The sequence below is a fragment of the Paraburkholderia dipogonis genome (genome assembly GCF_042680985.1).
GTDB lineage: Bacteria > Pseudomonadota > Gammaproteobacteria > Burkholderiales > Burkholderiaceae > Paraburkholderia > Paraburkholderia phytofirmans.
Genome location: NZ_JBHUFR010000018.1, coordinates 58131 through 70800, shown reverse-complemented (window position 1 = coordinate 70800; position 12670 = coordinate 58131). Strand labels below are relative to the sequence as shown.

Genomic DNA, 12670 nt, shown 5'->3' with positions numbered 1-12670 from the left:
GAGGCCGCGACCGCGCGACGCTTCAGTCGAGCGCGCGGTCGTTCGGATGCGCGAACAGGGCGCGGTTCTGCTCCGACAGCGGAAAATTCAGATTGATGCCGTGCGGCGGAATGGGTTGCGTGAACCACTGCTTGTACAGACGCTCCGCTTCGCCGGAAGTCTGGCCGCGCGCGATCACGCCGTTGACGAGCGTGCGGAACGGCTCGTCGCCTTTGCGGAACATGCACGCGTAGACTTCGTAGCCCAGCGGCGTGCCGGTCACCACGAAATCGTCGGGACGCGGATCGGTCGATTTGAATCCGTACACGATCGGCTCGTCCATCACGAAGGCCACGGCGCGTCCGTCCTTGAGCGTGTTGAATGCCTCCGAATGGTCGCGCGCGCTGGTGATGCGCATGTTCAGGAGCTTGTCGGTGTTCAGGCGGCGCAGCAGACGTTCATCCGAAGTGCCCGCGGTCGTCACGACCGCTTTGCCGGCCAGATCCTGAAAATCCGTGATGCCGGCGTTCTTGCGCGCGATCATGCGCACCGCATACTGGAAAAAACTGTTCGAGAACGCGGCCACGTTTTCGCGTTCCACCGTGTGGGTGGTCGAGCCGCATTCCAGATCGATCTGGTTGTTCAGCAGCATCGGCGTGCGGTTCGACGAGGTCACCGTGATCTCGTGCACCTTCAGCTGCGGCATGCCGAGCGTTTTCTTGATCTCTTCGACGATCTGCAGCGCGATGGTCTGTGAGTAACCGACCGTGCCCTTGCCGTCGAAGTAGGAAAAAGGAATCGACGCTTCACGCACGCCGAGCACGACCACGCCGTCGTCGTGAATTTTTCTCAGCGTACCGGTGAGTTCGTCCGTCTGAGCGGAGCAGGCGAGCGACGCCGCGCCGAAAGTAGTCAGCGCCACGAGCGCGCAACGTGTGCCGTGGACGAAACGCGCGGCGTATGCCGTGTGCCCCGTCGCGTGCCGGGTACTGGCCCTGCGGCGGCCTGAAACTTTCATCGGACCTCCCGGACTGGCGTTTGCGGATGCCGCGCCGTCACTGTCGATGGAACATGGTGCAACAAAACGGCGTGCATCTTTCGATCAAGACGCACGCCGAATCCAACCTCAGATGCGCGGCAAAAGGGTGCGTTCCAGCTTACGCCGGCTTGCCCCAACTGTCGCGCAGACTGACGATGCGATTGAATACGGGCTTACCCGGCTTCGAATCGACGCGGTCGGCGACGAAATAGCCGTGACGCTCGAACTGATAGCGCTGTTCCGGCAGCGCTTCGCGCGCGCCGGGCTCGAGGTAGGCGTTGACCACGCGCTTCGAATCCGGATTCAGCGCTTCGAGGAAATCGCGGCCGCCGGCGTCCGGTTGCGGCTCCTTGAACAGGCGGTCGTAGATGCGCACTTCGGCCGGGCACGCGGCTGCCGCGCTGACCCAGTGGATGTTGCCCTTGACCTTGTAGTTGTTCGCGCCTTCGGTGCCCGATTTGCTGTCCGGGAAATAGTTGCAATGGACCGCGACGATGTTGCCGTTCTCGTCCTTGTCCGCGCCGATGCATTCGATCACGTAGCCGTAACGCAGGCGCACCTTATTGCCCGGGAACAGGCGGAAGTAGCCCTTCGGCGGCGTTTCGTTGTAATCGTCGCGTTCGATCCACAGTTCGCGCGAAATCGGAAACTCGCGCACGCCCATTTCCGGATGATGCGGGTGGACCGGCGCATTGCACGGCTCGGTGACGCCTTCCGGAAAGTTGTCGATGATCAGCTTGACCGGATCGAGCACGGCGGCGGTGCGCGGCGCCTTGTCGTCCAGATCGTCGCGCAGCGCGCCTTCGAACACGCTCATGTCGATCCACGAATCGACCTTGGTCACGCCGATGCGTTCGCAGAACAACTGGATCGATTCCGGCGTGAAGCCGCGCCGGCGCACGCCGACGATAGTCGGCATACGCGGATCGTCCCAGCCGTCCACATGGCCTTCGGTCACGAGTTGCAGCAGCTTGCGCTTGCTGGTGATCGCGTAGGTCAGGTTCAGGCGTGAAAACTCGATTTGCTGCGGCAGCGGGCGCGTGAAAATGCCGGCCTCGGCGAGCTCGTTCAGAATCCAGTCGTACAGCGGACGATGGTCTTCGAACTCCAGCGTGCACAGCGAATGCGTGATATTTTCCAGCGCGTCCGAGATGCAGTGCGTGTAGTCGTACATCGGGTACACGCACCATTTGTCGCCGGTGCGGTAGTGATGCGCAAAGCGGATGCGGTAGATCACCGGATCGCGCATGTTGAAGTTCGGCGACGACATGTCGATCTTCGCGCGCAGCACGTGCTCGCCTTCCTGGAACTCGCCGGCCTTCATGCGGCGGAACAGGTCGAGGTTCTCCTGCACCGAACGCTCGCGAAAGCGCGACGGCGTGCCGACTTCCGTGGCCGAGCCGCGGTTCGCGCGCATTTCTTCGGCCGACTGGCTGTCAACGTAGGCCTTGCCGCGCTCGATCAGCAGTTCGGCGAATTCGTACAGCTTGTCGTAGTAGTCGCTCGCGTAGTAAAGCTCGGCCTTGCCGTCTTTTTCCCACTCGAAGCCGAGCCAGCGCACGGCGTCGATGATCGAGTCGACGTATTCGACGCTTTCCTTTTCCGGGTTGGTGTCGTCGAAGCGCAGATGGCATACGCCGCCGTAGTTGCGCGCCACGCCGAAGTTCAGGCAAATGCTCTTGGCGTGCCCGATATGCAGATAGCCGTTCGGCTCGGGCGGAAAGCGCGTTTCGACGCGCTGACCCCACTTGCCGGTGCGGTTGTCGTCGTCAATGATGTTGCGGATGAAATTGGATGCCGCTGGCGCGTCGTTGCGTTCGGTATTCATGCGAGATGGTGAGAGTCTGTCGGGGGCGCGCAATGCGCCCTCTTATCCGACAATTCTACCTGACGCGTCCCTTCGCGGCAGGCGAGTGCGGCGTGCCGCCAACGTTTGAGCCATTTTGACCGTCATTCAGGGGTCGGCCCGGCGCTGTAACAGGAGGTAAAACGTTTTGTTCACGCGAGCGCGGCCGACTTAGGATGCGAGCGGCGCGGGTTCGCCCGCGAGGGCTGCGCGAGGTGTGCGGGTGAAGTGTCCTTGGCGTGTTTTGGCGCCGCAATGGGCCGTATGCTCCCGCTTTCTGCCCGCCACATCGAGCAGGCAGTCACGCTGTATTTCGTGCGGTGTGAGTCCATGGACGGGCAACCAACGCGCATTGAGCGGCCCATGAGCCGTCTCGCCTTACATGCCGCCGCCCGATTTTTCCCCGGGGCAGTGCAGCTTGCGCCAGAACGCGCAGCGCGTGCACTCGTCGCAGCCGTCCACGCAGGCCGCACCGCCCTTTGTCGCCTCGCACGATTTCCTGTCGTTCGTGCATCATGGCGCCCTCAGTTGCCGGAGTTTCTCGGATGTCTGTCCCGACGCACGGCGCGCCTCGCGCGCCTTTCACCTTTCTTTCCCTGACCCGGATCCTGACCGTGTCGGCTGCGCTCGCCGGTTTTGCGGGCGGCGTGGCCGCACCCGCGGTCGCGCTGGCGAAAACGCCGCCGCCCAAGGCCGTGTTCGACGCCTCGGCGGTGGCCGTGCCGGACCGCTACAGCGCGGACACGGCGCAGCAGATCTTCGCCGCCGGCGGCAACGCGGTGGATGCCGCAGTCGCCGTCGCCTTCACCCTGGCCGTGACCGCGCCGGATGCGGGCAACCTCGGCGGCGGCGGGTTCATGACCGTGTTCATGGACGGCAAGCCGTACTTTCTCGACTATCGCGAGAGCGCGCCGCAACAGGCGACCCGCGACATGTATCTCGACGACAAGGGCAATCTGCTGCCGGGCATGAGCGCCGTCGGGCATCGCGCGGTGGGGGTGCCGGGCACCGTCGAGGGCATGTGGGAGGCGCAGCAGCGTTTCGGCAAACTGAAGTGGAAGCAGGTGCTCGCGCCCGCGATTCGCTACGCCACCGACGGCTTCCAGGTCGAATCGTGGTTGCAGCACCGCCACGACGCGGCGGCGAAAAGTTTCGCCGGGAGGACCAACTTCGACGCCTACTTCTCCAATCTCAAGGCGGGCGTGACGTATCGCCAGCCTGAACTGGCGCAGACCCTGTCGCGCATTGCAAGCGACGGCGGGCGCGAATTCTATGAAGGCCGCACCGCTGACCTGATCGCCCAGCAGATGTACGGCCACGGCCTGGTCACGAAACAGGATCTGATTCAATACAAAGCCGTGTGGCGCCAGCCGCTTACCGCCGACTGGAACGGCTATCAGGTCGTTACCGCGCCGCCGCCGAGTTCGGGCGGCGTGGGTCTGATCCAGATGTTGAAGATGAAGGCCGACCTGAAGCAGGCGTTCGATGGCCTTGAGCTGAATTCCGTGCCGTACATCCATCTGATCGCGCAGATCGAGGACCGCGTGTTCGCCGATCGCCAGCAATACCTGAGCGATCCGGATGCGTACAAGGTGCCGGCCGCCAAACTGATCGACGACGCCTACCTCGCGCAGCGCGCCGACGAAGTCAAACCCGACGAAGTGCCGGGCGCGACGCCGGTCAAGCCTGGCCTCGGCGACGCCGCGCCGGAGAAGGCCCAAACCACGCATTTCTCCGTGGTCGACAAGTGGGGCAACGCTGTGTCGAACACTTACACGCTGAACGGGGACTTCGGTTCGGGCGTGGTGGTGGACGGCGCCGGCTTTCTGCTGAACGACGCCATGGACGACTTCGTCACGAAACCCGCCGGCGCAAACGCGTCCGGCGCAAGCAGCGCCGAAGTGAACACGGTGGCGCCGGGACGCCGTCCGCTGTCGTCGATGACGCCGACCATTGTGCTGAAGGACAACAAGGTGTCGCTCGTGATCGGCACGCCCGGCGGCTCGCGCATTTTGACCTCGATTTTCCAGGTGATGACCGACCTGTACGACTTCAACATGTCGCCCGCCGACGCGCTCGCCGCGATGCGTTTTCACCATCAGTTGCTGCCGCAGAAGACGATCTATTTCGAGCCGTATCGTCCGATCACGGGGGAACTGGCCGAGCAGTTGCAGGCCAAGGGCTACACGCTCGAAGGGCAGTCGTTCAACGGCGACGTGCAGATGATCCGTATCGAAGGCACGGCGCCCGTGCCCGCGGCGGATCCGCGCGGCGTGGGCGTGGGGCGCGTGATGCATTGACGCGGCGATGCGGGCTTGCGCCCGTGCGAGCAAAAACGCAGGCCAAAAACAATAAACTGCGCTTGACAACCTTCCACGGGGAACGCGGATGAGCGTACGAAAACAGTCCACCACGCTGGTTCTGCCGGGCTACCAGAACTCAGGCGCCGGCCACTGGCAGACTCGTTGGGAAGAACTGAATCCGGCATTTGTGCGGGTGCGGATGCCGGACTGGGATCACCCTGAGCGCGACGCCTGGTGCCGCACGCTGGACGCCGCCGTGGCCGCCGCCGACGCGCCCGTGGTCTTCGCCGCGCACAGCCTCGGGTGCCTGACGGCGGCTTTCTGGGCGGCGCAATATGCGAGCGCCGCGCAGCTTGCGAAGGTGGCGGGCGCGTTGCTGGTTGCGCTGCCCGATCCGGGCGAGGCGCATTTTCCGCACGACGCGTGCGGTTTCGCGCCTGTGCCGCTCGAACGGTTGCCGTTTCCGACCATTGTCGTTGCCAGCAGCGATGATCCCTACGGCGGCGTGCCGTTTTCGCAGACCTGTGCGAACGCGTGGGGCAGCCGCTGGATCGACCTCGGCGCGCGCGGCCATATCAACGCGGACAGCGGGCTCGGAGATTGGGACGAAGGGCGTGAGTGGCTGGAGTCGTTCGGGCCGCGCTAGCCGCCCGCGCAGCCGATCTGGAAGTCCGTTTCTGCGCTGTGTTCACCCCGGTGCGGCACGGCTCTGCACACGTCGCATCTTCTAACCGCGCGGCGGCTTGCCTGCGGACTCAAATCACGGACTGGCTCCGCAACGCCGCAATCGTCGCGTCGTCATAGCCCAGCACGTCGCGCAAGATGCTTTCCGTGTGCTCCCCGAGGGTCGGCGGATGGGCGAGCGCTTCAGGCGGTGTGCCGGTCATATTGATCGGATTGCGCACCAGCTTGACCGTTCCGCCCGACGGATGCGGCAGATTCACCTGCAGCCCGCGTGCCACCACCTGCTCGTTCTCGAAGACTTCGCCGAGATCGTTGATCGGCCCGCACGGCACACCCGCCGCCTCGAGCGCGGCGATCCATTGCTGCTTGCCCTGCAGGCGGACCATCTCCGCGAGAATCGGCACGAGGATGTCGCGGTTGCGCACCCGCGCCGGGTTGGTGGCAAAGCGTTCGTCGTCCGCTAATTCCGGGCGGCCGCCCGCTTCGACGAACTTGCGGAACTGCCCGTCGTTGCCGACCGCGACGATGATCCAGCCGTCGCTCGTCTGGAAGGTCTGGTACGGCACGATGTTCGGATGCGCATTGCCCCAGCGCACCGGCGGCTGGCCGCTCGCCAGGTAGTTCGAGTTCATGTTGGCAAGCATCGCGACCTGCACGTCGAGCAGCGCCATGTCGATGTACTGGCCTTCGCCCGTCCGGTCACGGTGGGTGAGGGCGGTGAGCACGGCGATGGTCGAATACATGCCGGTCATGAGGTCGGCGATCGCGACGCCCGCCTTCTGCGGGCCGCCGCCCGGCTGGCCGTCGCGCTCGCCGGTAATGCTCATGAAGCCGCCGATGCCTTGCACGATGAAGTCGTACCCGGCGCGCTGCGCATACGGCCCGGTCTGCCCGAAGCCGGTCACCGAGCAATAGACGATGTCCGGCTTCACTTCCTTGAGCGACGCGTAGTCCAGGCCGTACTTCTTCAACTGGCCGACCTTGTAGTTCTCCAGCACCACGTCGCTCTGCGCGGCCAGTTCGCGGATGATCCGCTGACCTTCGGGCGAGGCGATGTCCACGGTGACCGAGCGCTTGTTGCGGTTTGCCGCAAGGTAGTACGCGGCCTCGCGCGTGTCCTCGCCTTCCGGCGTCTTGAGGTACGGCGGGCCCCAGTGGCGGGTGTCGTCGCCCACCTCGGGGCGTTCGATCTTGATCACGTCGGCGCCGAAATCGGCGAGAGTCTGCGCGCACCAGGGGCCGGCGAGTACGCGTGTGAGATCCAGCACGCGGATATGACTGAGAGCGCCCATATTGTTCGATGTCTCCTTTGTCGACCAGAGTTAGCGCTTCAGCGCTTTAGTCTGGTCCCATGCACGTAGTTGCGAGTAGCCGGGCGGCGCGCGAGGCGCCGCAGGATGGAGGCAATCTTAAGCGATTCCCGCGCGCAGGCGCAGTCGGCCGAACGGCATAGGACGAATGACGGGCCGCGCAAAGCGCCGTTATGTCCCGCGCCGCCCGCTTAAACCTGGCCGAACGGCCAACCATGCAGCCCGCCCCGCCGCGCACGGGCGCCGATCCCGTATAATCAGTCGTTTAAGAAACAAACAGTTGGCGCATCCCACGATGCCGCCGGTAACAGCCAGGGAACTGGCAAACCCGTCCCCCGCCCGCTATGAAAGCCGCCGAAATCCGCGAGAAATTCCTCAAGTTCTTCGAATCGAAGGGCCATACGATCGTTCGCTCGTCGAGCCTTGTGCCCGGCAACGATCCGACATTGCTCTTTACCAATTCGGGAATGGTGCAGTTCAAAGATGTGTTCCTCGGCGCGGAATCGCGCCCGTATTCGCGTGCCACGACCGCGCAGCGCAGCGTGCGCGCCGGCGGCAAGCATAACGATCTGGAAAACGTCGGCTACACCGCGCGTCACCATACGTTCTTCGAAATGCTGGGCAACTTCTCGTTCGGCGACTACTTCAAGCGCGACGCGATCCACTATGCGTGGGAGCTGCTCACGGGCGTGTACCAGCTGCCGAAAGACAAGCTGTGGGTCACCGTCTATCACGAAGACGACGAAGCGCACGACATCTGGGCGAAAGAAGTGGGCGTGCCGGTCGAGCGCATCATCCGCATCGGCGACAACAAGGGCGCGCGCTACGCGTCGGACAACTTCTGGCAAATGGCCGATGTCGGTCCGTGCGGCCCGTGCTCGGAAATCTTCTACGACCATGGCCCGGACGTTTGGGGCGGCCCGCCGGGATCGCCCGAGGAAGACGGCGACCGTTACATCGAGATCTGGAATCTCGTGTTCATGCAGTTCAGCCGCGACGCGCAAGGCAACATGACGCCGCTGCCCAAGCAGTGCGTCGACACCGGCATGGGTCTGGAGCGTATCGCCGCCGTGCTGCAGCACGTGCACAGCAACTACGAGATCGATCTGTTCCAGGCGCTGATCAAGGCCGCCGGCCGCGAAACTGGTGTGAGCGACCTGACCAACAACTCGCTGAAGGTGATCGCCGATCACATCCGCGCGTGCTCGTTCCTGATCGTCGACGGTGTGATTCCGGGCAACGAGGGCCGCGGCTACGTGCTGCGCCGTATCGTGCGCCGCGCGATCCGCCATGGCTACAAGCTGGGCAAGAAGGGTTCGTTCTTCCATCGCATGGTGGCCGACCTCGTCGCGCAAATGGGCGGCGCGTACCCGGAACTGAAGGAAGCCGAACAACGCGTGACCGACGTGCTGCGTCAGGAAGAAGAGCGCTTCTTCGAGACCATCGAACACGGCATGTCGATTCTCGAGAGCGCGTTGGCCGACCTCGAAGCCAGGGGCGGCAAGACGCTCGACGGCGAACTCGCATTCAAGCTGCACGACACGTATGGCTTCCCGCTGGATCTGACGGCAGACGTGTGCCGCGAGCGCGAAGTGACGGTCGACGAAGCCGCCTTCGACGAAGCCATGGCGCGTCAGCGCGAGCAGGCTCGCGCGGCGGGCAAGTTCAAGATGGCGCAAGGCCTCGAATATTCGGGCGCGAAGACCACGTTCCACGGCTACGAAGAAATCGTCTTCGACGATGCAAAGGTAATCGCGTTGTATGTGGACGGCGCCTCGGTGAAGGAAGTGCGTGACGGCCAGCAGGCTGTCGCCGTGCTGGACCACACGCCGTTCTACGCGGAGTCGGGCGGCCAGGTCGGCGACCAGGGCGTGCTGGCCAACGCGAGCGTGCGCTTCGCGGTGAGCGATACGCTGAAGGTCCAGGCTGACGTGGTCGGTCATCACGGCACGCTCGAACAGGGCACGCTGAAGGTGGGCGACGTCGTCAAGGCGGAGATCGACGCGGTGCGCCGCGCTCGCACGCAACGCAACCACTCGGCCACGCACTTGATGCACAAGGCGCTGCGTGAAGTGCTCGGTTCGCACGTGCAGCAGAAGGGCTCGCTCGTCGACGCGGACAAGACCCGTTTCGACTTCGCCCACAACGCGCCGATGACGGACGAGCAGATCCGCCGCGTCGAGGAAATCGTCAACGCCGAAGTGCTGGCGAACGCGCCCGGTATTGTGCGCGTCATGCCGTTCGACGAAGCGGTGAAGGGTGGCGCGATGGCGCTGTTCGGCGAGAAGTACGGCGACGAAGTGCGTGTGCTCGACTTGGGCTTCTCGCGTGAATTGTGCGGCGGTACGCACGTGCATCGCACCGGCGACATCGGTCTCTTCAAAATCGTGATGGAAGGCGGCGTGGCGGCGGGTATCCGTCGCGTGGAAGCGATCACGGGCGACAATGCCGTGCGCTTCGTGCAAGACCTCGATGCGCGCATCAATGCGGCCGCGGCCGTGTTGAAGGCGCAACCGTCGGAACTGACGCAGCGGATCACGCAGGTCCAGGATCAGGTGAAGTCGCTGGAGAAGGAACTGAGCGCGCTGAAGTCGAAGATGGCGTCGAGCCAGGGCGACGAACTGGCGGGTCAGGCGATCGAAGTCGGCGGCGTACACGTGCTGGCGGCCACGCTCGAAGGCGCGGACGTCAAGACGCTGCGCGAAACCGTCGACAAGCTGAAGGACAAGCTGAAGAGCGCGGCGATCGTGCTGGCGTCGGTCGAAGGCGGCAAGGTGAGCCTGATCGCCGGCGTCACGGCGGACGCGAGCAGGAAGGTCAAGGCAGGCGAGCTGGTCAACTTCGTGGCGCAGCAAGTCGGCGGCAAGGGCGGCGGCCGTCCGGACATGGCTCAGGCTGGTGGCACCGAGCCAGCGAATCTGCCGGCGGCGCTGGCTGGCGTCAAGGGTTGGGTCGAAGGACAGCTTTGATTCTGCTGATGTGATTGGATGGGCCACGCGGGGCGCCGGAAATTCGGGCGCCTGGCGTGGCCTAAGTTTTCTTCAGAGTCAGGTGCGCCGGGTTTTGGATTGGCGGCGCGGTTGACCCTCGATTGCTCGCAGTGTTCATCTTGACGGATGCCGGCGGCACAGCCAAAGATCAGACTGCGCCTTCCGCAACGGTCGCAATTCCGGTCGAATTCACGGCATCCTGCCGCATCACCAGCGCCTGCTTCAGCGCGTTCAGCGCGGACGAAAAATGTCCGCGCCGCCACACCAGCAATGTCTCGATCACGCCGATATCGGGCAGTTCATGCACCGCGATATTGCTGGCGTCGGTCTGCAGATCCAGCACCGACCGGGGCGCGACCGCAACCCCCGCGCCGGCGGCCACGCAAGCCACGATCGCGTGATACGAGCCCAGCTCCAGCACGCGCGCCGGCCTCACGCCGTGCTCCAGATACCATTTCTCGATATAAGACCGGTACGCACAGCCGCGCTCGAACGCGATCAGCGTCGACAACGCAATATCCCGAACGTCGCGAATCGGCCGATGCCCGCGCGGCGTCAGCATCACCAGCTCTTCCCGAAACACCGGCACCGACTCGAATAAATCGCCGAGTGTGGCGCGGTCCAACGGCGTCGCCACCAAGGCCGCATCCACTTCGAATTCACGTACTCGCTCGATCAGTTTGCCGGTCGTGCCGATCTCGAGTTCCAGCGCGACGGCGGGCCACTGCTGGTGATAACGCGCGAGCAGTTCGGGAAGACGCGTCGCGGCGACACTCTCCATCGTGCCCAAACGCAACCGTCCGCTTGGGCGATCCTCACGCACTGCGTGGCGCGCTTCATCCGCGAGCGCGAGCAGGCGCTCTGCATACGGCAGCAGCGTCTCGCCTGCCGGCGTCAGCACGAGACGACGGCCGTCGCGGATGAACAGGTCCGTGCCCAGTTGTTCCTCGAGCTGCTTGATGCGCGTGGTCACGTTCGATTGCACGCGATTGAGCTTGGCGGCAGCGCGCGTCACGCCGTTTTCCCGCACGACGGCGCGAAAAATGGTCAAAGCGGCGAGATCCATGATTCTCTCTGAGCGATGAGTGATATCCGAATTATTCATTTTTCGTGATTGAAAGGTCAAGCTAGTATAGATACACGCCATCCGACCCGTTGACTGCATTTCTTGCCCTTGCCAATGAACGACCTCGCCTCCACCGCGCACGGCGGCTTCGCCGACCGCCACATCGCCCGCCGCGCGGCGCTTGCCTGCATGGTCACACTGGCCGTCGCGCTCGGTATCGGGCGATTCGCATTCACGCCGCTTTTGCCGCTGATGCTTCACGGCAACGGGTTCGGTCAGCCGCAGCTCGATATTCAGCATGGCGGCTGGCTGGCGTCGTTCAATTACGCGGGGTATTTCGTCGGCGCGCTCACGTGCGCGGCGCTGCGGATCGAGCCGGCGCGCATGGTGCGCGCGGGGCTCGCCGCGACCGTGTTGCTGACGTTGATGATGGGCGTGACGAGCCAGTTCTGGATCTGGGCGGCGGTACGGTTCATCGCGGGCGCGGTTAGCGCCTGGACGTTCGTATTCGCGTCCCAGTGGGGCTTACGGCGGCTCGCCGAACTCGGTGCGCACGGGTGGGGCGGCGTGATCTATACGGGACCGGGCGTGGGCATCGTCGGCACGGGGCTGCTGGTCAGCGTGGCGGGCGGATACGGGGCCACGATGGGATGGCTCGGGTTCGGGCTGATTGCGGCGGTTCTGTCGATTGTGGTTTGGCCGGTGTTTGGCGCGGCGTCAGGTGCCGCCGCCCGACCCGCCGCCACCCGCGCCAGCCACCACGCCACCACCCACGCCACCACCCATCGCGCCGACGCCCTCTGGCTCATTCTCCTCTACGGCATCCCCGGTTTCGGCTACATCATCACCGCCACGTTCCTGCCTGTCATCGCACGTCACGCCTTGCCCGGCTCATCTTGGCCCGACCTGTTCTGGCCGATGTTCGGCGCGGCGCTGATCGTCGGCGCGCTGCTGGCGGCGCGTTTGCCGGTGCATTGGGACAACCGCGCGCTGCTCGCCGGCTGCTATGTGCTGCAGGCGTGCGGCATCGCCCTCGGCATTGTCTGGCCGACAGCGGGCGGTTTCTCGTTCGGCAGCATCCTGATCGGCCTGCCGTTCACCGCGATCACGCTGTTCGCGATGCGTGAGGCGCGGCGTCTGCGTGGCGACGACGCTGCCGGTCTGATGGGCTACGCGACGGCGGCCTACGGCGTCGGCCAGATCGTCGGCCCACTGGTCGCCGCGCCGATCGCCGAGCAGACCGGCTCGTTTTCGCCGGCCTTGTGGCTGGCGGCGGGCGCGTTACTGGTGGGCGCGGCCGGGTTGATCGCCGTCGCGCGCATCCCGCGCGGCCGGGGCCGCATGCCGGATTGCGGCTGCAACTGAGCGCACATCGATAAAGGCGTCGCTGACCACGCTGCACCCACCGGAAAACAAATAACCGCAGCGCGCACTAAAATGACCGCTTTCCCGT

8 protein-coding genes are annotated in these 12670 nt (G+C 64.6%); 4 read left to right on the top strand and 4 right to left on the bottom strand.

What is annotated here, in order from left to right; genetic code table 11:
• Window positions 1–22: 22 nt before the first annotated feature.
• Window positions 23–997, bottom strand: a complete 975-nt coding sequence (locus tag ACFSNN_RS23895; protein ID WP_244322818.1) for a transporter substrate-binding domain-containing protein — start codon at window positions 995–997, stop codon at window positions 23–25.
• A gap of 139 nt (window positions 998–1136) precedes the next feature.
• Complete coding sequence (locus ACFSNN_RS23890; RefSeq protein WP_134458346.1) at window positions 1137–2846, bottom strand: glutamine--tRNA ligase/YqeY domain fusion protein; 1710 nt, start codon at window positions 2844–2846, stop codon at window positions 1137–1139.
• A gap of 563 nt (window positions 2847–3409) precedes the next feature.
• On the opposite strand from ACFSNN_RS23890, the gene ggt reads away from it, so the two are divergent.
• Together ggt and ACFSNN_RS23880 are read left to right on the top strand one after the other, a co-directional pair.
• Window positions 3410–5164, top strand: coding sequence for a gamma-glutamyltransferase (gene ggt / locus ACFSNN_RS23885; protein ID WP_377747343.1), 1755 nt, complete (start codon window positions 3410–3412; stop codon window positions 5162–5164).
• An 88-nt stretch (window positions 5165–5252) separates the two neighbouring features.
• Window positions 5253–5813, top strand: coding sequence for an RBBP9/YdeN family alpha/beta hydrolase (locus ACFSNN_RS23880; protein ID WP_134458348.1), 561 nt, complete (start codon window positions 5253–5255; stop codon window positions 5811–5813).
• 109 nt (window positions 5814–5922) lie between these two features.
• Here the strand turns inward: ACFSNN_RS23880 and ACFSNN_RS23875 are convergent, their stop codons facing one another.
• A complete protein-coding gene (locus ACFSNN_RS23875; RefSeq protein ID WP_134458350.1) occupies window positions 5923–7143 on the bottom strand; it encodes a CaiB/BaiF CoA transferase family protein in 1221 nt (406 codons plus the stop codon).
• Window positions 7144–7505: 362 nt separating this feature from the next.
• Between ACFSNN_RS23875 and alaS the strand changes: the two genes are divergently transcribed.
• Window positions 7506–10130, top strand: coding sequence for an alanine--tRNA ligase (gene alaS, locus ACFSNN_RS23870; protein WP_134458352.1), 2625 nt, complete (start codon window positions 7506–7508; stop codon window positions 10128–10130).
• A gap of 169 nt (window positions 10131–10299) precedes the next feature.
• Here alaS and ACFSNN_RS23865 read toward each other — a convergent pair whose 3' ends face one another.
• Entirely contained in the window at window positions 10300–11217 is a 918-nt protein-coding gene (locus tag ACFSNN_RS23865) for a LysR family transcriptional regulator (protein WP_134458354.1), read from the bottom strand.
• A gap of 114 nt (window positions 11218–11331) precedes the next feature.
• On the opposite strand from ACFSNN_RS23865, the gene ACFSNN_RS23860 reads away from it, so the two are divergent.
• A complete protein-coding gene (locus ACFSNN_RS23860; protein ID WP_134458356.1) occupies window positions 11332–12582 on the top strand; it encodes a YbfB/YjiJ family MFS transporter in 1251 nt (416 codons plus the stop codon).
• The last annotated feature ends 88 nt before the right edge of the window (window positions 12583–12670 follow it).

Coding starts and splice junctions, on each gene's coding strand:
- ACFSNN_RS23865 (WP_134458354.1), bottom strand. CDS start 11,217: ATGGATCTCGCCGCTTTGACCATTTTTCGCGCCGTCGTGCGGGAAAAC.
- ACFSNN_RS23875 (WP_134458350.1), bottom strand. CDS start 7,143: ATGGGCGCTCTCAGTCATATCCGCGTGCTGGATCTCACACGCGTACTC.
- alaS (WP_134458352.1), top strand. CDS start 7,506: ATGAAAGCCGCCGAAATCCGCGAGAAATTCCTCAAGTTCTTCGAATCG.
- ACFSNN_RS23880 (WP_134458348.1), top strand. CDS start 5,253: ATGAGCGTACGAAAACAGTCCACCACGCTGGTTCTGCCGGGCTACCAG.
- ggt (WP_377747343.1), top strand. CDS start 3,410: ATGTCTGTCCCGACGCACGGCGCGCCTCGCGCGCCTTTCACCTTTCTT.
- ACFSNN_RS23860 (WP_134458356.1), top strand. CDS start 11,332: ATGAACGACCTCGCCTCCACCGCGCACGGCGGCTTCGCCGACCGCCAC.
- ACFSNN_RS23890 (WP_134458346.1), bottom strand. CDS start 2,846: ATGAATACCGAACGCAACGACGCGCCAGCGGCATCCAATTTCATCCGC.
- ACFSNN_RS23895 (WP_244322818.1), bottom strand. CDS start 997: ATGAAAGTTTCAGGCCGCCGCAGGGCCAGTACCCGGCACGCGACGGGG.